This is a genomic window from Nonomuraea sp. NPDC049607 (assembly GCF_040675375.1).
Lineage (GTDB): Bacteria > Actinomycetota > Actinomycetes > Streptosporangiales > Streptosporangiaceae > Nonomuraea.
Window position 1 is genome coordinate 344,263 of the sequence record NZ_JBFAOV010000007.1, and the last position, 21,359, is coordinate 365,621.

General features: G+C 72.0%; 23 protein-coding genes. 8 read left to right on the top strand and 15 right to left on the bottom strand.

Going from position 1 to position 21,359, the window contains the following annotated elements; translation table 11 throughout:
- Nucleotides 1–300: 300 nt before the first annotated feature.
- Entirely contained in the window at nucleotides 301–588 is a 288-nt protein-coding gene (locus AB0J97_RS17475; protein ID WP_357702748.1) for a DUF3040 domain-containing protein, read from the top strand.
- 24 nt (nucleotides 589–612) lie between these two features.
- Here the strand turns inward: AB0J97_RS17475 and AB0J97_RS17480 are convergent, their stop codons facing one another.
- The 3 genes from AB0J97_RS17480 to AB0J97_RS17490 all read right to left on the bottom strand — a co-directional run bounded on the left by AB0J97_RS17480 (nucleotide 613) and on the right by AB0J97_RS17490 (nucleotide 3,705).
- The gene (locus AB0J97_RS17480; protein WP_357702750.1) at nucleotides 613–1,701 is read right to left on the bottom strand and encodes a LacI family DNA-binding transcriptional regulator; all 1,089 of its coding nucleotides are present in this window, start codon (nucleotides 1,699–1,701) and stop codon (nucleotides 613–615) included.
- Nucleotides 1,702–1,744: 43 nt separating this feature from the next.
- The gene (locus tag AB0J97_RS17485) at nucleotides 1,745–2,617 is read right to left on the bottom strand and encodes a PfkB family carbohydrate kinase (protein ID WP_364089495.1); all 873 of its coding nucleotides are present in this window, start codon (nucleotides 2,615–2,617) and stop codon (nucleotides 1,745–1,747) included.
- Between the two features lie 86 nt (nucleotides 2,618–2,703).
- The gene (locus AB0J97_RS17490; protein ID WP_364089498.1) at nucleotides 2,704–3,705 is read right to left on the bottom strand and encodes an SIS domain-containing protein; all 1,002 of its coding nucleotides are present in this window, start codon (nucleotides 3,703–3,705) and stop codon (nucleotides 2,704–2,706) included.
- Between the two features lie 286 nt (nucleotides 3,706–3,991).
- On the opposite strand from AB0J97_RS17490, the gene AB0J97_RS17495 reads away from it, so the two are divergent.
- The 4 genes from AB0J97_RS17495 to AB0J97_RS17510 are packed head-to-tail and all read left to right on the top strand — an operon-like array spanning nucleotide 3,992 to nucleotide 7,908.
- The gene (locus tag AB0J97_RS17495; protein WP_364089501.1) at nucleotides 3,992–5,314 is read left to right on the top strand and encodes an extracellular solute-binding protein; all 1,323 of its coding nucleotides are present in this window, start codon (nucleotides 3,992–3,994) and stop codon (nucleotides 5,312–5,314) included.
- Between the two features lie 28 nt (nucleotides 5,315–5,342).
- Nucleotides 5,343–6,230 (top strand): sugar ABC transporter permease, encoded by an 888-nt coding sequence (locus AB0J97_RS17500; protein WP_357702758.1) that lies wholly within the window; start codon nucleotides 5,343–5,345, stop codon nucleotides 6,228–6,230.
- Complete coding sequence (locus AB0J97_RS17505; RefSeq protein ID WP_364089505.1) at nucleotides 6,224–7,060, top strand: carbohydrate ABC transporter permease; 837 nt, start codon at nucleotides 6,224–6,226, stop codon at nucleotides 7,058–7,060. The genes AB0J97_RS17500 and AB0J97_RS17505 overlap by 7 nt, the downstream gene beginning before the upstream one ends.
- Nucleotides 7,061–7,065: 5 nt before the next feature.
- A complete protein-coding gene (locus AB0J97_RS17510) occupies nucleotides 7,066–7,908 on the top strand; it encodes a TIM barrel protein (protein WP_364089507.1) in 843 nt (280 codons plus the stop codon).
- Here AB0J97_RS17510 and AB0J97_RS17515 read toward each other — a convergent pair.
- The 3 genes from AB0J97_RS17515 to AB0J97_RS17525 form a co-directional block, all read right to left on the bottom strand.
- Entirely contained in the window at nucleotides 7,903–9,033 is a 1,131-nt protein-coding gene (locus tag AB0J97_RS17515) for a hypothetical protein (RefSeq protein ID WP_364089510.1), read from the bottom strand. The two genes, AB0J97_RS17510 and AB0J97_RS17515, sit on opposite strands and share 6 nt — an antisense overlap.
- Nucleotides 9,030–9,539, bottom strand: a complete 510-nt coding sequence (locus tag AB0J97_RS17520; RefSeq protein WP_357702765.1) for a SigE family RNA polymerase sigma factor — start codon at nucleotides 9,537–9,539, stop codon at nucleotides 9,030–9,032. Before AB0J97_RS17520 ends, AB0J97_RS17515 begins: the two co-directional genes overlap by 4 nt.
- Nucleotides 9,540–9,621: 82 nt before the next feature.
- Entirely contained in the window at nucleotides 9,622–10,656 is a 1,035-nt protein-coding gene (locus AB0J97_RS17525) for a DUF418 domain-containing protein (RefSeq protein ID WP_364089514.1), read from the bottom strand.
- A 219-nt stretch (nucleotides 10,657–10,875) separates the two neighbouring features.
- Here AB0J97_RS17525 and AB0J97_RS17530 point away from each other — a divergent pair, with 219 nt between their 5' ends.
- Entirely contained in the window at nucleotides 10,876–12,039 is a 1,164-nt protein-coding gene (locus tag AB0J97_RS17530) for a histidine kinase (RefSeq protein ID WP_364089517.1), read from the top strand.
- Entirely contained in the window at nucleotides 12,036–12,683 is a 648-nt protein-coding gene (locus AB0J97_RS17535) for a response regulator transcription factor (protein WP_364089520.1), read from the top strand. Before AB0J97_RS17530 ends, AB0J97_RS17535 begins: the two co-directional genes overlap by 4 nt.
- A 16-nt stretch (nucleotides 12,684–12,699) precedes the next feature.
- Here the strand turns inward: AB0J97_RS17535 and AB0J97_RS17540 are convergent, their stop codons facing one another.
- The 9 genes from AB0J97_RS17540 to AB0J97_RS17580 form a co-directional block, all read right to left on the bottom strand.
- Nucleotides 12,700–13,110 (bottom strand): Rrf2 family transcriptional regulator, encoded by a 411-nt coding sequence (locus AB0J97_RS17540; protein WP_357702773.1) that lies wholly within the window; start codon nucleotides 13,108–13,110, stop codon nucleotides 12,700–12,702.
- 13 nt (nucleotides 13,111–13,123) lie between these two features.
- Nucleotides 13,124–13,987 carry an ABC transporter permease gene (locus AB0J97_RS17545; RefSeq protein ID WP_364089523.1) on the bottom strand — a complete coding sequence of 288 codons (864 nt, stop codon included), beginning with the start codon at nucleotides 13,985–13,987 and terminating at the stop codon, nucleotides 13,124–13,126.
- On the bottom strand, nucleotides 13,984–14,790 hold the full coding sequence (locus AB0J97_RS17550) for an ABC transporter ATP-binding protein (RefSeq protein ID WP_364089526.1): 807 nt from the start codon (nucleotides 14,788–14,790) through the stop codon (nucleotides 13,984–13,986). The genes AB0J97_RS17545 and AB0J97_RS17550 overlap by 4 nt, the downstream gene beginning before the upstream one ends.
- 12 nt (nucleotides 14,791–14,802) lie before the next feature.
- Nucleotides 14,803–15,867: an ABC transporter substrate-binding protein gene (locus AB0J97_RS17555; RefSeq protein ID WP_357702777.1), complete on the bottom strand. Its 1,065-nt coding sequence runs from the start codon at nucleotides 15,865–15,867 to the stop codon at nucleotides 14,803–14,805.
- Between the two features lie 83 nt (nucleotides 15,868–15,950).
- Nucleotides 15,951–16,415: a GNAT family N-acetyltransferase gene (locus AB0J97_RS17560; protein ID WP_364089529.1), complete on the bottom strand. Its 465-nt coding sequence runs from the start codon at nucleotides 16,413–16,415 to the stop codon at nucleotides 15,951–15,953.
- Nucleotides 16,412–17,392, bottom strand: a complete 981-nt coding sequence (locus AB0J97_RS17565) for an ABC transporter substrate-binding protein (RefSeq protein WP_357702781.1) — start codon at nucleotides 17,390–17,392, stop codon at nucleotides 16,412–16,414. The genes AB0J97_RS17560 and AB0J97_RS17565 overlap by 4 nt, the downstream gene beginning before the upstream one ends.
- A 15-nt stretch (nucleotides 17,393–17,407) precedes the next feature.
- On the bottom strand, nucleotides 17,408–18,163 hold the full coding sequence (locus AB0J97_RS17570; RefSeq protein ID WP_364089532.1) for an amino acid ABC transporter ATP-binding protein: 756 nt from the start codon (nucleotides 18,161–18,163) through the stop codon (nucleotides 17,408–17,410).
- Complete coding sequence (locus tag AB0J97_RS17575; RefSeq protein WP_364089535.1) at nucleotides 18,160–19,032, bottom strand: amino acid ABC transporter permease; 873 nt, start codon at nucleotides 19,030–19,032, stop codon at nucleotides 18,160–18,162. The genes AB0J97_RS17570 and AB0J97_RS17575 overlap by 4 nt, the downstream gene beginning before the upstream one ends.
- Nucleotides 19,019–20,239, bottom strand: coding sequence for an LLM class flavin-dependent oxidoreductase (locus tag AB0J97_RS17580; RefSeq protein ID WP_364089538.1), 1,221 nt, complete (start codon nucleotides 20,237–20,239; stop codon nucleotides 19,019–19,021). Before AB0J97_RS17580 ends, AB0J97_RS17575 begins: the two co-directional genes overlap by 14 nt.
- 122 nt (nucleotides 20,240–20,361) lie before the next feature.
- Between AB0J97_RS17580 and AB0J97_RS17585 the strand changes: the two genes are divergently transcribed.
- The gene (locus AB0J97_RS17585; RefSeq protein WP_364089541.1) at nucleotides 20,362–21,267 is read left to right on the top strand and encodes a TauD/TfdA family dioxygenase; all 906 of its coding nucleotides are present in this window, start codon (nucleotides 20,362–20,364) and stop codon (nucleotides 21,265–21,267) included.
- Nucleotides 21,268–21,359: the final 92 nt, after the last annotated feature.

Genomic DNA, 21,359 nt, shown 5'->3' on the forward strand with positions numbered 1-21,359 from the left:
TAGGTGGACATCGCCGTACGGGCGTAACAGTTCATTCCGGGCGCGGTAAGGCACCGCATCGAGCCTGCGCCCCCGGGTACGGGAGGAATCGCGGGCCCTCAGGCCCGCCGGCGACCCGCCAGAGCGCGCCGCCACGAAAGCGCGCCTCACCAGCGGGACGCCCCCTGACCAGGGCCGGCCCCGACCGGGCCGCCCTGACGGGGGCTACTTCTGACCGGGAGCGACGGAGAACGACATGACCGAACCGCTGACCTCACGGCCCGCCCCCGCACACGGCGTCGCGGGACGGGAGCGGCGGCCATGAGCCTGTCGGACCGCGAACGCCGCATCCTGGCCGAGATCGAGCAGGATCTGCGCTGGCAGGACCGCGACTTCGCCTGCCGCATCGACGCGCTCAACGCCAAACCGGCCCGCCGCCGCCGCTGTCCGGTGACGCGACGGGAGATGGCCTTCATCCTGATCATCGTGGTCGCGATGACGCTGCTGTCGGCGGTCGTGTTCGTGGCGGCGGGCCGTCCGCGCACCCCGCCCGCGCCGCGCCCCACGCGCGAGGTGGTGACCACCTCGCCACAGGTCACCCACCATTGAGCGGGTGATCGACGGCGGAGCCGCTCAGGACGGCGGCGGGGCGACCGAGGCGCGGGTGACCAGCCGCGAGCGCAGCGTGTGCACGTCGTGCCGCGGCTCGCCGCCGTCGAGCACGTCGAGCAGCACCTCCGCCGCCTTCGCGCCGAGCTGGTGGACCGGCTGCTCGATCATCGTCAGCGGCGGGTCCATGACCGCCGCCCACGCGCTGTCGTCGAAGCCGATGAGCGAGATGTCGGCCGGATAGGACAGCCCGGCGGCGCGTACGGCCCGCAGCGCCCCGGTCACGGCGTCGGTCTCGGTGCAGAACAGGGCGGTGGTGCGGTCGGGCAGCGCCAGCATCCGGGCCACCTCCTGGGTGGCCCACTCCTCGGTCTTCGGGCCGGTCATGACCAGCTCGGGGTCGAAGGGGATGCGGGCGTCGTCGAGCGCGTCGAGGTAGCCGCGCAGGCGCTCGCCGTCGGTCCACACGTTGCGCGCCTTCTCCAGCAGCGCCCGCCTGGTCACGGGCGGGTCGACCGAGGACGGCCCCCACACGAACCCGATGCGCCGGTGGCCGGCCGCGATCATCACCTCGACCGCCTCGCGGGCCGCGCCGCGGTTGTCGATGACGACCGTGTCGAGGTCGAGCGGCGTGACCGCGCGGTCGACGAGCACGATCGGGATGCCCCGGCCCATGGCCGCCCTGATGTGCTTGACCTCGTCGCGCCCCACGGCCGCGGAGGCGATGATCACGCCGTCGACCCGCTTGTCGATGAGCACGTCGGTGGCCGCCACCTCCTCGTCGAGCCGCTCGTACGTGCTCAGCACGATCGTGTCGAACCCGCGGGCGCGCGAGGCGTCGGAGATGCCGCGCAGGACGCCCGCGAAGAACGGGTTGCCGATGTCGGCCAGGATCACGCCGAGGGTGTGACTGACCCCGGTGGACATGCTGCGGGCCAGGGCGTTGGCGCGGTAGCCGAGCTTCTCGGCCGCCGCCAGCACCCGTTCGCGCAGCTCGGGGCTGACGTAGCCGTAGCCGCCGAGGGTGCGGGCCGCGGTGGCGCGGCCGACGCCGGCCTCGGCGGCCACCTCCGAGATCGTCGGCCGGCCCGACTGGCTCCGGTCGGCTGCCATCGAACGGGTTCCTCGTTTCTGGGGGGTCGCGGGCACGCCCATGCTAGTCGCGCGGGGCGGGCCTGCCGAAGCCGAACGCGCCTTCGACGAAGCACTGCTCGTAGGCGGTCTCCGCACCGGCCAGCAGCGCCCGCTCGATCCTGCCGCGGCCGGGCGCCACGCCCTTGCGCCAGCCGTCACGCAGCAGCGAGACGGCGAACCCGGCCAGGAACGCGTCCCCGCAGCCCATGGTGTCGACGATCTTGCCCGGGTCCTCGACCAGCCGGGCGGGGGCGGCGACCAGGTCGCGGCCGTCGTAGGCCATCGCGCCGTCCACGCCCCTGGTGCCGAGGGCCAGGCGGGCGCCGCTCGCCACCACCCGGGCCAGCAGGTCGCGGGTGCCCGCCTCGTCCAGGTGGGAGCAGGACGACAGCACCAGGTCGGCGTGCGGGCAGACGCGGTCCAGGTAGGCGGGGGCGCGGTAGTCGTCCTCGCTGGACAGGTCGAAGCTGACCAGGGGACGCAGGCCGGCGAGCCCGGCCAGTTCGTCCTCGCTGCCGGAGTAGACGCTGGAGTGCACCAGGTCGAACGAGCCGGCGTAGGCCAGCAGGTCGCCGGCCAGCGCCAGCGGCTCGCGCACGGTGACGCCGCCGCCGTTCCAGCCCAGGAAGACCCGGTCGCCGTCGTCCACGCGCAGCCGGGAGACGCCGCTCTCGCCGGGACGCACCACGCAACGGTCGACGGCGACGCCCTGCGCGGCGACGGCCTCGCGCAGGAAGCCGCCGAGGTCGTCGTCGCCGAAGACCCCGAGGTAGGCGGCCTCGACGCCGAGGCGGCCCGCGTAGACGGCGACGTTCACGCTGTTGCCGCCCGGATAGTCGATGCCCCGATCGACGAACCGGTCGACGATGTTGTCGCCGAAGCCGAGGACTCTCATGTTTCTCCTGTGCCGGGGGTTCGGGGTGGGCAGGCCGTGGCCGCTCCCGTCCCGGCGGGCGGGAGCGGGAGCGGGGTGGCGGTGGCCTAGTAGTCCATGACCCGGTAGTAGCGGCGCAGCTCGAGCGAGTGGTCGCGGACCCGTTCCAGGTGCTTGCTGACCCGGCCCATCACCGTGTCGAGCACGAGCGGTGCGAGCAGGCCGCGGAACTCGGGGCTGATGCCGTCGAGCGGGTAGTCGCGGGTGTCGAAGACGGTGACGTCCTTGGAGACGCGCCGGGCGAACGCCTCCGCGCGGTCGGTGAGCGGGCGCGTCTCGTCCTCGCCCTGGAAGATCAGCACGCTCGTGTCCTCCTCCAGCAGCTCCAGCGAGCCGTGGAAGAACTCGGCGCTGTGCACCCTGGTGGTGCGCAGCCACTGCATCTCCTCAAGGATGCACATCGAGTACAGGTAGGTGAATCCCCACAGGTTCCCGCCGCCGATGAGGAAGTGGTAGCCGGTGTCCTTGTGGGCCTCGGCGAAGGCGGACGCCACCGGATCGGCCTGCCGGGCGACCTCCAGCAGCACGCCGGGCAGCCCGGCCAGCTCGCCGGCCAGCTTCTCGTAGCCCTCGAACTCGCCGCGGCGCGACAGCAGGCGGCCCATGAACAGCAACATCTGCTGGTCGAACGGCCATGCCTTCGGCTCGGAGACGAGCACGGCGTCCACGGCCTTGGCGATCGGCGAGTCGGGGTAGCCGGTGAAGCCGACCGTGTAGGCGCCCTTGTCCTTGACGTACTCGATCGCGCGCAGGCTGTCCTCGGTGGTGCCGGAGACCGAGGTGAAGATCGCGACCGTGCGCTCGCCGAGGCGGGCGTCGCCGGAGACGACCAGCTCGGCCGCGACGGCGGCGCGGACGTCGAGCGTCGAGCTCCGCCTGGCCAGGTGCTCGTAGGGCCACATCTGGGCGTACGTGCCCCCGGCGCCGACGAGCAGGAGGGTGTCGAACCCCTGGTCCACGAGCCGATCGACGAGTTCCTCGATCTGGGGGCGCAGGGCCACGGTGCTGGCCAGCTGCGACAGGAATTCCGGCTCGTTGAATCCGAGCATCTTCGCGTCCTTTCGGGAATGCTTGCGGGCCGGCGCCGCCCAGCGGCCTGATACCGGTATCACGCGGAGGTCACGGTGGCACAGGATCCGGCCACGCGTCAACACCCTGCCTGCGAGAACCCGAAGCGGCCTGCTGTTTCACCTCGGCGAAAAGCCCGCCGGGAGCTGCTCGGAAAGAAAATCTTCCTCTGCGCTCTGGTACCGGTATCAGTTCATCTGTACAGTCAGCCAACACCCCCACCGCGGACCGGCAGGTCCCCCTCTCCCTCCGAGAGAAAGGAAGCCCATGCGCCCTCGCGCAATGACGTCGTTCGCGGCGCTCCTCGGGACGCTCGCCCTGGCCGGCTGTTCCGGCGGCGGCGACGGAGCGGCCAAGGCCCCCGCCGCCGACCTGTCCGCCACGCCCGACTTCTCCGGCACGCTGAGCGTCCTCACCAAGTTCGCCGGCGACCCGCTGCAGCCGTACTTCGAGGACCTGGCCGCGGCGTACCAGAAGAAGCACCCGGGAGTGAAGGTCGAGCTCATCCAGGAGACCGACCAGAGCGTCAAGGACAAGACCAAGACGCTGACCGCCTCCGACGCGCTGCCCGACGTCTTCTTCACCTGGAGCGGCAACTGGGCGGAGAACTTCGTGCGCGGCGGCCGGGCCGCCGACCTGAGCAAGGTGATCGGCCCCGGCACCGAGTGGGGCGGCACGTTCAGCCCCGGCTCCCTGTCGGCCTTCGCCTACGACGGCAAGTACTACGGCATCCCGCTGTACGGCAACGGCAAGTTCATGGGCTACAACAAGACCGCCTTCGACAAGGCCGGCGTCAAGGTGCCCGGCACGTTCGAGGAGCTGGTCGGGAGCTGCGCGGCGCTGCGCAAGGCGGGCTACGAGCCGATCGCCTTCGGCAACAAGGACGGCTGGCCCGCCCTGCACTACCTCCAGCAGCTCTTCGCCTACGACGTGCCGGCCGACGTCCTGCAGGCCGACTTCAGCCCGAAGACGGCCAAGCTCGACAACCCGGGCTACGTGACCGCGCTCAACCGGTTCAAGACCCTGGTCGACACCTGCACCGACACCGGCAAGGGCACCAACGGCGTGCTCTACAGCTCGGCCCAGCAGGCCTTCCACGACGGCAAGGCGGCCATGTACTACCAGGAGGTCCTGGAGTTCGACAACGCCACCGACAAGAACGGCCTCAAGGCGGACGACTTCGGCATCTTCCAGCTCCCGGTCCCCCAGAACGCGGCCGGCGACCCGAAGACGATCGAGGGCGCGCCCGAGGGCTACCTGATCAACGCCAGGTCGCCGCGGGCCGCGCTGGCCGTCGACTTCATGAAGTTCGTGACCTCCACGCAGAACGCCAGGACCCTGTCGGCACCCCCGTACGGGCAGCCCAGCACGGTCGTCGGCGCGGTCACCGCCGAGACCTCCAGCAAGGCCGTCTACGAGGGCATGGAGCAGGTCAACAAGGCGCCGCGGCTGGCCGCGTGGCTCGACACCGTCACCGTGCCCGAGGTCGCCGACGCCTGGCTGGCCGGCGGCGAGGCGCTGATCAGCGGCGGCTCGACCCCCGACAAGGTGCTGGCGAGCGTCCGCGAGGCGTCGGAGTCGGCGAAGTAGGCCGGGCGGCCGGAGGGAGAGCATGCCGGTGCGTGCCATACGTCAACGGGCGCTCGGCCTGGCGTGGGTGGCCCCCGCGCTCGCGCTGGTCGTGGTGTTCGTCTACCTGCCGCTGGTGCAGAACTTCCAGTTCAGCACCCTCAAGTGGGACATCTACAGCGGCACCCAGGAGTACGTCGGGCTCGACAACTACCGCAAGCTGGTCGACGACCCGGTCTTCTGGTCCTCGCTGGGCAACAACGTCCTGTACGCGGTGGTCTCGATCGTCTTCCAGGTGTTCGGCGCGCTGCTGCTGGCCGCGCTGATCGAGGGCGTGCGCAGCGAGCGGTGGCAGCGCGGCCTGCGGGCGGTCTACTTCATCCCGTCGGCGATCTCCATGACCGTCGCCGGCCTGCTCTTCTACTTCATCTACGAGCCCAACCTGGGCCCGCTCAACCACCTGCTCAGGGCGATCGGCCTGGACGGCCTGGCCCAGGCGTGGCTGGGCCAGGAGAGCACCGCCATGTCGGCGATCATCGCGATGAGCCAGTGGCAGGGATTCGGCTACTCGACGCTGCTGTTCGCCGTCGCGATCCAGCGCATCCCCCGCGAGATCTACGGCGCCGCCGCCATCGACGGCACCGGCCCGGTCCGGCGGTTCTTCCACGTGACCGTGCCGCTCGTGCGCGAGATGACCGGGCTGATGATGATGGTCACCGTCTCGGGCGCCTTCCAGGTGTTCAACGAGGTCATGGTGATGACCAGCGGCGGCCCCGACAACTCCAGCCAGGTCCTGGGCACCTGGCTCTACCGCAGCGGCTTCGTGCGCAACAACTTCGGCTACGCCGCCGCCATCGCGACAGTGATCTTCGTCATCACGCTCGGCATCGCCGTGGGACAGATGTGGGTCACCCGTAGGAGAAGGGTGGAATGGTGAGTCGCCGTGGCTTTCTCGGCGTGATCGCGCGCGTGTTCCTCTGGGCGTTCCTGCTCTGTCTCGCGGTGGTCGTGCTCTATCCCCTGCTGTGGATGGTGCTCAACGGGTTCAAGTCCAACAGCGAGCTGTTCGGCAACCCGTTCGCGCTGCCGTCGAGCTGGAGCTTCGAGAGCTACCAGAAGGCGTGGAACCGGGGGGTGAGCGACTACCTGACGACGAGTGTGCTGGTCACGCTCACCTCCACGGTCGCCACCGTGTTCGTCAGCGCGTGGGCGGCCTACGGGCTGACCCGGGTGAACCTCCCGTTGAACCGGTTCGTCACGATGGGCATCCTGGGCGGGCTCATGCTCGCGCCGACCGTGGCGCTCGTGCCGCTGGTCAAGATGTTCCAGGCCATGGGGCTGTACAACAGCTTCTGGGCGCTGCTGATCCTCTACACCGCGTTCCGCGTCCCGTTCACGACGTTCCTCATCCGGGCGTACATGATCGACCTGCCCCGCGAGGTGGACGAGGCCGCCGAGATGGACGGCTGCGGCCGGTGGACCGCGTTCTGGCGGATCATCCTGCCGATGTGCAAGCCGATCCTCACCTCGACCGTGCTGCTGCACATCCTGTTCGCCTGGAACGAGTACCTGTTCGCGATGGTCTTCACCAGCGGCGCCGGCGTGCAGACGCTGCCGGTCGGCCTGACCAGCCTGATGAGCAAGCACGGCACGGACTTCCCCGTCGTCTTCGCCGGGATGGTGATCGCGGCGCTGCCCGTGGTGCTGCTGTTCTTCCTAGGCCAGCGCTACATCGTCAAGGGCCTCGCCGACGGGGTCGGGAAGTGAGTCTGATGTCTTTGTCACTGCGGCAGGTCACCGGTTCCAACTTCGCCTACCAGCACCTGCCCTTCGACCGCTTCCTCGACGACGCCGCCGCGCTCGGGCGCGAGCAGCTGGAACTGTGGGGCGTCGCGCCGCAGCTGCACGTCCCGTGGCTGAGCGACGCCGAGGCGCGGGCGATCCGCCGGAGCGCCGCCGGGCGCGGGCTCACCGTCCGCTGCCTGACGCCCGAGCAGGTGGCCTACCCCGTCAACCTGGCCTCGCCGGACGGCCGGCTGCGGGCCGGGAGCGTGGCGATGTTCCGCCGGGCCGCCGAACTGGCCGCCGAGCTGGGGGCCGAGCTGCTGCTGCTGACCCCCGGCCGGGGCTTCGAGGACGAGCCGGTCGCCGGCGCCTGGCGGCGCTCGGCCGACGCGATCGGCGAGATCTGCGCGTACGCCGGGACGCTCGGCGTGTCATGCGTGCTGGAGGCGTTGCAGCGGGTGGAGTCCAACCTGGTCAACGACGCGCCCACACTGGCCCGCATGATCGACGAGGTGGGCGCCCCCAACCTGGGCGCGGTGCTGGACACCGTGGCGATGGCGGCGGCCGGGGAGGACGTGGACGACTACTTCGACGCCCTCGGCGACCGGGTCAGGCACGTGCACCTGGTCGACGGCTCCCCCACCGGGCACCTGGCCTGGGGCGACGGCGAGCTGCCGCTCGCCGCGTACCTGGCGGCGCTGGACCGCAGGGGATACCGGGGAGCGATGACGTTCGAGCTGTTCGGGGCCGGGGACTACGCCTTCGACCCGCGTCCCGTGGTGGAGCGCTGCCTGGCCTCCGTACAGGCAGCGCTCCCGGGAGCCTCATAGCCCGCCGGCGGCTCCGGGCAGGACCAGCTGTCCCCTGGACCGGCCGGGATACTTGGCCACCGGCCTGGCCCGGCCGGTGCGGACGTCCACCGCGTACGCCCGGGTGTCCGGCCCGACCCCGACGGCGAGCGTGACCTCCGACGGGCTCTGCCAGATCGTCGCGTCGTCGATGCCCGCCCTCTTCGGCAGGCCCTTCACGGAGACCTTCCGCAGAGTGCGGCCGGTCCTGGTGTCGAGCACGGTGAGCCTGCGGGTGACGTACTCGGGCTGGGTCTTCTTGCCGGGCGGGAACTCGAAGGCGACCACCGTGCGGCCGTCCGGGGCGAGCTCGCTGAACATGATGAAGACGCCGTCGAAGCGCACCGGCCTGCCGCCGCCGGTGACCGGCATGAACAGCAGGTCGGTCCTGCGGTAGCGGACCAGCTCGGCGACGCCGTCCTTGATGGCGACCGGCTCGTACACGCCGGGGACGGGCACCGTCCCGCCGGTCCGCACGTCGATCAGCAGGCCGGGGTCCTTGGTGCCCTCGCGCGGGTCGAAGGCCAGGTGGCGGCCGTCGTCGGAGACCACCAGCATGGAGCCGACGCCGAGGCGTTCCTCCTTCACCTTCGCGGCGGAGACCGTCTCCACGCCGGTCACCATGTCGCGGACGACGTGCGCCTCCGCGTCTTTGTCGTAGTAGGCGAACATGCGCCCGTCGCGGCTGACGGCGACGGGCACACGGTGGTTCCGGGCGGTCGTCCCGAGCGCCTGGGGCACCCGGTACGTCTTGCCGGCGCTCGTGACCACCCGCCACTCGTCCGGCACGCAGTCGGGCAGCGGGTCCTTTCCCTTGGGGGGCAGGCAGGTCTCCAGGTAGGCGTGGCTGAGCGTCCCCACCTTGCCCGCCGGCAGCACGGGCACTGGTGCCTCCTGCGGCGCGGCGGCGGGCGTCCGCCGCGGCCCGGCCATCAGCACGGTCGCCGTCACCCCGGCCAGCACCGCGATCGTCGCGACCGCCGCCAGCGTCGCCGTGGACCGTCGCCTGCGCCGGTACCCGACCACCGCCAGGTCGGCCAGGCCGGCCAGATTCGCCGGGGGAGCCTCCTCGGCCAAGCCGTTCAGTGCGTCACGCAGTCTGGTCATCGGGCCGCCTCCTGAGCGATTCGCGAGTCCATGAGGTCGGGAGCGAGTTCGCGCAGGCGCGCCAGCGCGTGGTGGGTCTGGCTCTTCACCGTGCCGACCGCGCAGCCGAGCACGTCGGCGGTCTGGGCCTCGGTGAGGTCCTCCCAGAAACGCAGGACGATCACCGCCCGCTGCTTGCGCGTCAGCTTGCCCAGCGCCTGCCGCAGCACGATCCGGTCGAGCGCGTCGTCGTCGTAGGTGACCGCGCGCTCGGGCGGGTCGGCGCTGGGCAGCTCGGGGTCCGGCCGGCGCCGCCACGAGATGTACTGGTTGACCAGCGCCTTACGCGTGTACGCCTCGGGGTTGCCCTCGCGCGCCAGCTTGTGCCAGTGCCGCACGACCTTGACCAGCACGCTCTGGAGCAGGTCCTCGGCCAGGTGGGGGTCGCCCACGAGGAGGTAGGCGGTCCGCATCAGCGCCTGTTGCCGGGCGATGACGAACTCGCGGAAGCCGTCGTGAGCGTCCAATGTGGTGTTCTCCCTTCGCCCGTTCCCAACGCGGCCGGCCGGGCGGAGGGTTGCATGGTTCGTCCCGGAATTTTCTGCGAAATCACCGGGCCCGCTGGGCGGGACGGCGTCCCCAGGTGGCCCAGCGCCACAGCCACTCCAGCGGGCCGAAGCGGTACCGGCGCAGCCAGAGGGTGGACCACACCCACTGGACGGCCAGGATGACGGCGGCGATCCCCACGATCGTGCCCAGCGACCAGTATTCCGACCGGCCGCCGACCACCTTGCCGATGACCAGGACCAGGGCGGTGGCGCTCAGGTAGTTGGTCAGCGCCATGCGGCCCAGCGGGGCGAAGACGGCCCGCAGCAGCGGGCGCACCGGGGTCCTGAGCAGGACGAGCAGGACGCACACGTACAGGCCGGCCATGAGCAGGCCGGACGTGGCCATCGGCAGGGGGACGCCCGATGCGCCCGCCTGCCACGACAGGGCCGGGACGGTGGCCGCGGCGAAGAGCAGGGCCAGGAGCGCCGGGACGCGGGTGGAGCTCTCGATCCGGTCGATCACGCCGTACCTGGTGAGGGCCGAGCCCAGCAGGAACAGGCCGGGGACCAGCATCGTGCCGCCGCTGAAGACGACCATCGCCGCGACGACGAGCACGGCGGCGAGCCCCGCCACCGCCCAGCGCGGCAGCCACGTCGAGGGCAGCAGCACCACCAGGCCGACGACCGCGTAGACGGTCAGGATGTCGCCGCGCCACAGCAGGAACATGTGGACCAGGCCCATGCAGGCCAGCAGGAGGAGCCTGCGCAGCAGCAGCGCCCGCGGGTGGGGGACGCGGGCCGAGGCGGAGTCCAGCAGCAGCGAGAAGCCGACGCCGAACAGCAGCGAGAAGATCGGGAAGAAGCGCTGCTCGACGAGCAGGCCCAGCCAGCGGGCGGTGTCGTCGAGCACCACCTCCTGCTGGGTGACCGCCTCGATGCCGACGTGCGAGATCGGCTGGACGTTGGCGAGCAGGATCCCGCACAGGGCGAACCCGCGCACGACGTCGAGCGCGATGATGCGCGACCGCCGGGGAGCGGCGGGCGGTGTTTCGTCATGGGGCAGGGGGCGGGCGGGCCGCGTGTCGTCGTAGGGCATGGGGCCTCATCCTGCGGCGGGCGGCGGGGCGCAGGGAGGGTCGAAAGCAGGGTTCGGACCGCCGCGACCGTACTTTCGGCCGGTGTGCCGGGCGGACCCGCCTCCCTAGCCTGGATGTCGTGAACATGCGGAACGAGGCTGCGCCCGCCTGCCTGGCCCGGTTGGTGTGAACGTGCGGGACGGGGCTGCGCCCGCCTGCCTGGCCTGGTTGGTGTGAACGTGCGGGACGGGGCTGCGCCCGCCTGGCCCGGCGGACGGGCCGCGGCCGTGTCGGCGGAGGTCGCGCTGGGGGGCGCGGCCGTCGCCGTGCTGGCCTTCTGGGCCGGCCTGATCGCCGACAGCTGGGGCGGCGGCTACTGGGTGCTCGACTGCGCGGCGGGGGCGGCGGTGTGCGCGCTGGCCCTGGCGCGCCGCCTCGCCCCTGCCTGGACGGCCGCGGCCGGTCTGGCGGTCGCGGTGGCGGCCGTCCTGGCCGCCGCGTGGGCCGACCTGCCGAACGAGCCGGGGCCGGCCATGGCGCTGGGCCTGTCCGTGCTGGTCGGATCGGCGGTCAGGACGCTTCCCGCGCGGCCCGCGTGCGCCGTCGCGGCCGGTGGGCTCGCGGTGGCCGCCGCGAGCGTGCCTGCCGCGCACAACTCCTCCGTGGTGGCGCTCAACGTGGCCGGCTGGCTGGCCGCCCTGGCCGTCGGCGGCGGCCTGAGGCTGCTGGCCGGGCGCCGCCTGGCGGTCGCCGAGCGCGTACGCCACGACGAGCGCCGCAGGCTGGCCAGGGAGCTGCACGACGTGGCCGCGCACCACATGACCGGCATCGTCCTCCAGGCCCAGGCCGCCCGGCTGCTGGCCCGCAGGGGGTCCGGCCCGCTGGAGGAGTCCCTGGAGGACATCGAGGACGCGAGCACCGGGGCCCTGGCCGCGCTGCGCCGCGTCGTCGGCCTGCTCCGCGACTCCGCCGACGACGTCCCCGGCCCGCCCGGACGTCTCACCGACCTGGTCGGCCGCTTCGACGGCCCACCCGTGACCCTGCGCGGCCCCGGCGAGGCGGAGAGCTGGCCGCCGGAGGTGACCAGCACCGTCTACCGGATCGTCCAGGAGTCGCTGACCAACGTCGCCCGGCACGCCCCCCGCGCCCGCGCGGTCACCGTCGACGTCACCGTGGAGGTCACCGGCGGGGAAGGCGCGGTCGTGGTCGAGGTCGCCGACGACGCCCCGCCGGTGACGACGTCCCGGAACCGCGGCGGCTACGGCCTGCTCGGCATGCGCGAACGCGTCGAGGCCCTCGACGGCACCCTGCGTGCGGGCCCCCGGCCGGAGGGCGGCTGGTCGGTCCGCGCCACCCTGCCTCTCACGGGGCCCCTTACGGGGCCCCTAGGGGGGCGGCGATGACGATCGGCGTGCTGCTGGCCGACGACCAGGCGATGGTCCGCCGGGGCCTGCGGCTGATCCTGGAGGACCAGCCCGACATCCGCGTGGTGGCCGAGGCCCGGGACGGCGAGGAGGCCGTGGAGCTGGCCCGGCGGCTGCGCCCCGACGTGTGCCTGGTGGACATCCTCATGCCCGGCATGGACGGCATCGCGGTCACCCGTGCCCTGGCCGGCGCCGGCGTGCCCGACCCGCTGACCGTGGTCGTGGTCACCACGTTCGACCTCGACGAGTACGTCTACGACGCGCTGCGCGGCGGCGCGGCCGGCTTCGTGCTGAAGGACGCCGGCCCGGCCCTGCTCGCCGAGGCCGTCCGGGCGGCCAGCACCGGGGACGCGCTGATCTCGCCGTCGATCACCCCGCGTCTGCTGGGCCGGCTGGCCGGACGGGCGCCGCGCGCGAAGGGCGCCGTGCACCCGCTGTCGGAACGGGAGACCGACGTGGTGCGCGCCGTGGCCGCCGGACGCACCAACCAGGAGATCGCCGCGTCCCTGCACATCTCGCTGAGCACGGTGAAGGGCCACATCTCGGCCGTCCTGGACAAGCTGGGCGTACGCAACCGGGTCGAGATCATCGCGTGGGCCTGGGAGAACCGGGTGGCGGGCTAGCTCCGGGGTACGGCACTCAGCGCGTCTCGTCGCCCAGCCGGACGCTCGCGCGGGCGATGTCGGCCAGCGTGATGTCGGCCAGCATCATCTCCTCGTGGTCGCGCAGCGCGCTCCACACCTCGGCGAGCGGGCTGGCGACCCCGGGATACCCCCCGTGGTCGCCGCCCTCGGAGACGCCCTCGACGATCACCACGATGTCCGCGAGGGTGATCTCGCCGGCGGGCCTGGCCAGCCAGTAGCCGCCGTCGGGGCCGCGCTGGCTGTGCAGCAGCCCCGCCCGGCGCAGTTGCAGCAGGATGTTGTCGAGGAACTTGCGGGGGATGCCCTGGGCCGTGGCGATCTTCTCGGCGGGCATGGGGCCCGGCGGCGCCGCGGCCAGCTCGGCCGCGGCACGCAGGGCGTACTGGGTTCTGGCGGAGATCCGCATGACCGTCTACTGCTCAGGCGCTCACCTGGTGCAGGCCCCATCGGCGGCGCAACGCGTCGTCCGCCAGGCCGAAGACGCGGTCCACCACGATGCCGATGACCAGGATGACGATCATGGTGGCGAGCAGGCCGGGCGAGTCGGCCAGCTCGCGGGCGTAGTGGAGCTGCTCGCCCAGCGAAGCCTGGTTGGCGATGATGACCAGCAGCTCACCGGCCATCAGCGAGCGCCAGGCGAACGCCCAGCCCTGCTTGAGCCCGGCCAGGAACGACGGCAGCGAGGCCGGCAGGATGACGTGCCGGTAGAGCGCGATCCGGCGGAAGCCGAGCATGTGCCCGGCGCGCAGCAGGATCGGCGGCGTGTAGTCCACCCCGGTGATCAGGCCGTTGGCGATGGACGGCGCCGCGCCCAGCACCACCACGAACAGGATCGCGCTCTCCGACAGCCCGAACAGCAGGATGGCCAGCGGGAACCAGGCGATGGACGGCATCGTCTGGAGCCCGGTGATCAGCGAGCCCGTGGCGCGGCGCAGCGGCCCGATCCGCGAGACCAGCGCGCCGACGACCAGCCCGACGGCGATGGCCAGGGCGAACCCGGTGACCGCGCGGCGCATGGTGACCGTCAGCGCGGTGTAGAACTCGGGGTCGCCGAGGCGGTGCCCGAGTTCGGAGAGCGTGGTGACCGGGCCGGCGAAGACGTACTCGGGCCACCAGCCCGCCCACACCACCGCCTGCCAGACGGCCAGCACGATGACCACGGCCGAGGCGATCGGCCACAGCCCCGCCCACAGCCGGGAGGCCAGGCCGGCGCGGTGGCCGGTGCCCAGCTCCAGCGCGTCGAGCCCGGCGAGCTGCTGGGCGTGGGTGTCCGTCGTCGTCATGCGGGCTCCTCCTGACGGGCGTGGCGCAGGACCTCCTGGCGGAGGCGGCCGGTGATCTCCCCTGCCAGCTCGGCCACCTCGCCCGAGTCGGTGCGGCGGGGCCGCGGCAGCTCGACGGGGAAGTCCTCCACCACCCGCCCCGGCCGGCTGGACAGCAGGACGACCCGGTCGCCGAGCCGTACGGCCTCGCGCACGTTGTGGGTGACGAACAGGACCGACAGGGAGCGTTCCCGCCAGATGCGTTCGAGCTCGTCGTGCAGCAGGTCGCGGGTCATGGCGTCCAGGGCGCCGAAGGGCTCGTCCATCAGCAGCACGTCGGCGTCCTGGGCGAGTGCCCTGGCCAGGGCGACGCGCTGGCGCATGCCGCCGGACAGCTCGTGCGGCCGCTTCTTGCCGAACCCGCCCAGGTGGACGATGTCGAGGAACTCGGCCGCCCGGTCCCGGCGTTCCTGCTTGCCCACGCCCTTGGCGCGCAACGCCATCTCGACGTTGGCCGAGACGGTCAGCCAGGGGAACAGCGCGGGCTCCTGGAACATCAGCGCGACGCGGCTGTCGTCCACGTCGATGCGGCCGGCCGAGACCCGGTCGAGCCCGGCCACCAGCGACAGCAGCGTGCTCTTGCCGCACCCGGACGCGCCGAGCAGGCAGACGAACTCGCCGGGGGCCACCGACAGCGAGACCTGGTCGAGGGCCTGCAGGGCCGTCCGGCCCTGACCGTAGAGCTTGGAGACGGCCTCCAGCCGGACCGCGGGGCGCTGCCCCTCGACCCGGCCGGTGGCCTGCTCCGTGAGCGGAGCGGACATCGCGTGCGCCTCCTACTTGTCGGAAATGGCCTGCTGGCCCTTGGCGGCGAGGACCTCGTTGAGGACCGTGAGGTCGTAGATGCCGTTCAGGTCGACCGGGTCGAGGAGGCCGACCTTCGTCGCGTGCTCGGCGCTGCCCACCAGCGACGAGGCGATCGGGTCGTTGGTGAAGGTGATGTTCTTGAACGCGCTGTCCAGCACCTCGGGCTTGAGCGGCTTGCCGGTCAGCTTCTGCAGGGCGGCGTTGGCGGTCTGCGCGGCGCCGGCCGGGTCCTTGGCGATGACGTCGTTGGCCTCGACGTGCGCCTCGATCAGCTTCTTGAGCAGGTCGGGGTGCTCCTTGGCCCACTCCTGGCGGACGATGAGGTGGGTGATCACGAACTGCTTGTTCGGCCACAGGTCGCGCTCGTCGACCAGCACCTTGCCGCCGCTCTCCTTGATCAGGCGGCTGGCGAACGGCTCGGGCACCCAGGCGCCGTCGATGTCGCCGGTGGCGAAGGTCTGGATGGTCTGGGAGTTCTCCTGGGGCACGATCGAGACCTCGCCACCGCCCTTGGTGTCGGTCTTGATGCCCTTCTCGGTCAGCCAGTAGCGCAGCGCGACGTCCTGGGTGTTGCCGAGCTGCGGGGTGGCGATCTTCTTGCCCTTGAGGTCCTCCACCGAGTTGATCCCGGGCTTGACCACGAGGAACACGCCGCCGGACGCCGCGCCGGCGACGATCTTGATGGCCTGGCCCTTCGACTTCGACCAGGCGTTGATGGCCGGGTTGGGGCCGACGTAGGTGGCGTCGATGGCGCCGGAGAACACGGCCTCGATCGCGGCCGGGCCGGCGTTGAACGTGCTGGTCTTGGGCGCGGTGCCGAGGTGCTTGGCGTAGATGCCCTTCTCCACGCCGACCAGGGCGGTGGCGTGGGTGATGTTGGGGAAGAAGCCGAGACGCACCTGCGTCGTGCCGGCTCCCCCGCTCTTCGCGCCGCTGTCCGCAGGGCTGCCGCTGCCCCCACAGGCGGCCGCCATGGTCGTGAGCGCCAGGGCGGCCAGGGTGGCCACCGATACGCGAACCCTGCGAGCGTTCATCTCTTCTCCCTATTTCCCACTTATTTAGTGGCTTTAGAGTGTTTATAGGAGCAAGAGAGGGCGCCCGTCAATCCCACGCTGGGTCACAGACTCTTCACGAAAGGCAGCGGGCCGCGCTCCGGACGGTCGTCCGGGTCGAACCGCGGGGTGTAGCCGCCGGCCAGGTACAGGGCGACGGCCTCGGGCTGGCGGGGGCCGGTGCTCAGGTGGATCCGCAGGTAGCCGCGGCGGGCGGCCTCGCGTTCCAGCTCGCGTACGACCACCGCGCCCAGGCCGCGCCTGCGGTGGCCGGGATGCGTCCACACCCGCTTCAGCTCGGCCGTGTGCGCGTCGTAGCGGCGGAACGCGCCCCCCGCCACGGTCTCGCCGCCCACCACCAGGACGAGGAAGGCCCCGTCCGGCGGCGCGAACTCCTCGGCGGGGTACCGGCCCAGCTCGTCATTGGCGCCGTACCGGCTCGTGTACTCCAGCGCGAGGTCCGCCAGCAGCGGCCGGACGGCGGGATCGTCCGGCGCGACCAGGCGGACCTCGAAGGCGGGCGCGCTCAACCGTTCTGCCTCGGCAGGCCAGGCGGGTTGACCCTGGACTCGGGAACCGCCTCGTTGCCCAGCCCCCACCGGTCGAGCACCTGCCGGTACGTGCCGTTCCCGATCACCGTGTTCAGCGCGTCGTGGACCGGCCCGACCAGGCCGTTGCCCTTCTTCGTCATCGCCGCGATGAGCCCCTGCAGGCCCGGCCCGGCGCCCGAGGCGGTGCCCACGATCCTGGAACCGCCGCTGACCGCGATGTTGTAGGCGATGGACGGATTGGGGCCGAAATACGCCTGCACCCGCCCCGACCGCAGAGCGAGCAGCACGTCGCCGTACTTCTGGTAGTAGAGGATCTCGACCGGTTTCAGGCCTGCCCTGCGGTTCCGGGCGTCCCAGTCGAGCAGGATCTTCTCCTGGTTGGTACCCGGTCCGACCGAGACACGCAGCCCGGCCACGTCGGCCGGCTGGGAGATCTTCCTGATCGGACTGGACGCGGGCACCTGCCAGCCGAGCTGGTCGATCCGGTACGTCGCGAAGTCGTAGACGTCCTTGCGCTCCTCGGTGACGGTGACGTTGTTGAGCACGACCTCGTACTTGCCGGACCTGGCGCCGAGGAACAGGTTCTCCCAGGACGAGCTCTCCGGGGCCAGTTCGAGGCCGAGCACGTCGGCCACCAGCTGGGCGAGGTCGGTCTCCACGCCGATCAGCGTGGTGTCGTCACTGGCCGGGAAGACCAGCGGCGGCGAGCCCTGGCCGCTGAAGCCGACGGTGAGCCGGCCGTCCCGGGCGATCTCGGCGGGCACCCGGGCGGCGATGCCCGCGACCTTGCCGGTGCGCACCCGCTTCTGGTCGGGGCCGGTGTCGATGACGCGGCCGGCGCCCGCGGGGGCGGCGGCCCCCGGGCCGGCCTTCGGGACGAGCGCGGGCTCGGCCGCGCAGGCGGTAACGGTGGCGGACAGGAGCAGCAGAAGGGCGGGCACGGCGATCAGACGCATGAGGGTTCCTTGTGATCAGAGGACCTTGCCGAGGAAGGCGCGCGTGCGCGCGTGGCGCGGGGCGTCGAGGACCTGCGCGGCCGGGCCCCGCTCGACGATGCGGCCTTCATCCATGAACACGACGGTGTCGGCCACCTCCCGGGCGAAGCCGACCTCGTGCGTGACGACGATCATGGTGGTGCCGCTGCGGGCCAGGTCCTTCATGACCTCCAGGACCTCGCCGACGAGCTCGGGGTCGAGGGCGGAGGTGGGCTCGTCGAACAGCACCACCTTGGGCTCCAGGGCCAGCGCCCTGGCGATGGCGACGCGCTGCTGCTGGCCGCCGGAGAGCGTGCGCGGGTAGGCCGCCGCCTTGTCGGCCAGCCCGACCCGGTCGAGCAGGCGGGCGGTCAGCTCGGCCACCTCGCCGCGCGGCCGGCGCCGGGCCGACAGCGGCGCCTCGGCCACGTTCTGGCTGACGGTCAGGTGCGGGAAGAGGTTGAAGTTCTGGAAGACGAAGCCGATGCTGGTGCGCTGGCGGAGGATCTCGCGTTCGGGCAGCTCGTACAGCCTGTCGCCGGCCCGCCGGTAGCCCAGCAGCTCGCCGTCGACCGTGACCGTCCCGCGTTCCACCTTCTCCAGGTGGTTGATCACGCGGAGCAGGGTGGACTTGCCCGAGCCGGACGGGCCGAGCACCACCGCCACCTCGCCCTGCCGTACGCGCAGGTCGATGCCCTTGAGGACGTGCAGCGCGCCGAAGCTCTTGTGCACCCCGGCCAGTTCCACCATCATGAGCGGCCCCTGCCGTAGTGGCGTTCCAGGAAGTGCTGGACGACCGAGAGCGTGGTGGTCAGGACGAAGTACCAGACGGTCGCGACCAGCAGCAGCGCCATCACCCTGCCGTTGCGGTTGTAGATCACCTGCACCTGGTAGAACAGCTCGGGCAGGGCCATGATGTAGACCACCGAGGTGCCCTTGACCAGGCCGACGATCTCGTTCCCGGCGTTCGGCACGATCGTCCGCATGGCCTGCGGAAGGATGATCCGGAACATCCGGCGGACCCTCGGGATGCCCAGCGCCGCCGCGGCCAGGCGCTGCCCCGGATCGACCGACAGCAGGCCGCCGCGGACGATCTCGGCGGCGTAGGCGGCCTGGTGCAGCGCCAGCCCGAGCGCGGCGGCGGTGACCGGCCCGATCAGGTCCATCGTGCCGACGTCGAAGAAGGCGGGCCCGAACGGCACCCCGAACGACAACCTCGGGTACAGCAGCGCCAGGTTGTACCAGAACAGCAGTTGCAGGATCAGCGGCACCGAGCGGAACAACCACACGTACCCCCACGCCACCGACGACAGCAGCCGGTTGGACGACAGGCGCATGAGGGCGAGCAGGGTGCCGAGCCCGAACCCGAGCCCGATGCCCAGCCCGGTCAGCTCCAGCGTCAGCAGCACCGAGCGCACGACCGAGGGCGCGAACAGGTACGTCCCGACGACGTCCCAATCCCACGCCGGGTTGGTGACCAGGGCGTTGGCCGCCATCGCCAGCAGCACCAGCACACCGAGCGCGGCCGCCGCCCGTAACGGGTGGCGGGCGGTCACGACCTTCGGCGCGGCCTCCTGCGGCCCGGCGGCGGGCACGGCCGCGGCCGTGTCATGCAGCGTCATGGTCCGCACGCCCGGCTTCGCCGCGGTCGGTGCGCGCGGCGTCGTCGTGGTCGGTGCGCGTGGCGTCGCCGCGGTCGGTGCGCGCGGCCTCGTCGTGGTCGGTGCGCGTGGCCTGGTCGCGGGCGGCGCGCTCGGCGTCGCGTCTGGCCACTTCCGCGCGGACGAGCGGGATGACGTGCCGGCCGAAGTCGACGGCGTCGTCCAGGATCGCGTAGCCGCGCGCCGAGAGGATCTCCACGCCCAGGTCGTAGTAGTCGAGCAGGGCCCGCGCCACCGTCTCCGGGGTGCCGACGAGGGCGGTGGAGTTGCCCGCGCCGCCGGTGGCCGCCGCGGTGGGCGTCCACAGGGCGCGGTCGTGCCGCTCACCCCTGGCGGCCACCTCCAGCAGCCGCCGCGACCCGGCGTTCTGCGGCGGGCCCGACGGACGCCGCCGCGGGTTCGCCCCGCCCTGTCGCAGCTCGCCCAGGATCCGGTGCGCCTTCTCCCAGGCCAGTTCCTCGGTGGGCGCGATGATCGGCCGGAAGGCCACCTGGATGCGCGGCACGTCGGCCCGCCCGGCCGCGCGGGCCGCCTCCTTGACCGAGGCGATCTGCTGCGCGGTCTCGGCCAGCGGCTCGCCCCACAGGCAGTAGACGTCGGCCTCGGCCCCGCCCGCCGCGTACGCCGCGGGCGACGAGCCGCCGAAGGAGACCTGAGGCCGCGGCCGCTGGACCGGGAAGACGTCGGAGACGAAGTCCCTGAAGGAGTAGTGGGCGCCCTCGTGGTCGAACGGCTCCCTGGAGGTCCACCCCTTCTTGACGATCCGGATGTACTCCCCGGTCCTGGCGTACCGCTCGTCCTTGGTCAGGCGGTCGCCCTCCCTGCCCTGCTCGTGGTCGTTGCCGCCGGTGATGAAGTGCACGGTCAGGCGGCCGTCGCTGATCTGGTCGAGGGTGGCGAAGGTCTTGAGCGCGTACGTCGGGTAGGACACGTTCGGCCGGTGGGCCAGCAGGATCCCCAGGTCCTCGACCCTGCTCGCGACGTACGCGGCCACCTGGGCCGGGTCGGGCGAGCCGGAGCCGTAGGCGAACAGCACCCGGTCCCAGCCGTGCTCCTGGTGGGCCCGCGCGAGCCGGAGCGTGTACTGCTTGTCGAAGGACGGGCCCGAGCGGGGTGAGGTCTCCGAGCCGTCGTTGGTGCCGCCGATACCGAGAAACTCCACAGGCATGCCGAGTCCTTTCTGGCGTCCGTGAAACGTCTTTCAGCCCAGCACGGTGATCGTATTCCGTCAAGCCCTACCAATTTAGTTGGTTTTTATCTACGGTGGAGGCGTACGGAAGGAAGGACACCATGCCGACCCTGCCATCCCTGACCATCACCCCCGTGGCCGGCCGTATAGGAGCCGAGATCACCGGCGTGCGGCTCGCCCCCGACCTGCGCCCCGACGTCGTGGCCGAGCTCCGCCAGGCCCTCCTCACCCACAAAGTGATCTTCCTGCGCGGTCAGGAGCACCTCGACGAGCAGGGCCAGGTGGGCTTCGCCCGGCTGCTCGGCGAGCCGACCGCCGCCCACCCGACCGTGCCCGCGCTGCACGGCAACGCCCACATCCTGGACCTCGATTACAGCAACGGCCACAAGGTCGACCGCTGGCACACCGACGTGACCTTCGTGGACCGGCCGCCGCTCGCCTCGGTGCTGCGCGCGGTCGTCGTGCCGGAGGCCGGCGGCGACACGTTGTGGGCCAACACCGTCAGCGCGTACGACAATCTGCCCGCCGAGCTGCGCGACCTGCTCGACCGGCTGCGCGCCGTGCACACCAACCAGTACGACTACGTCCGCACCGCCACCGTCGACGAGCGGGCCCGCGAGCACGCCGAGGCGTTCACCTCCACCCTGTTCGAGACCGAGCACCCGGTCGTGCGCGTGCATCCGGAGACCGGCGAGCGCTCGATCCTGCTCGGCGACTTCGCCAAACGGCTGAGCGGCCTGTCGGGGCACACGTCCGGCTCGATCATCCGGCTGGTCCAGGAGCACGTCACCGAGGTGGAGAACACCGTGCGCTGGCGCTGGTCGCCCGGCGACGTGGCGATCTGGGACAACCGGGCCACCCAGCACCGCGTGGTGCACGACTTCGGCGACCGTCCCCGCCGCCTGCATCGGGTCACGATCGCCGGCGACCTGCCGGTGGGCGTGGACGGCCGGACCAGCACCGCACTGAGCGGCGACGCCGCGACCTACTCGCCGATCGCCGCCTGACCCTCCCCGGGGCCGCCCCGGCCACGAACGTCGCCGTGGCCGGGGCCGCCACCCGCACCCAGATCGCCGACCTGATCAAGCGCACGCTGGCC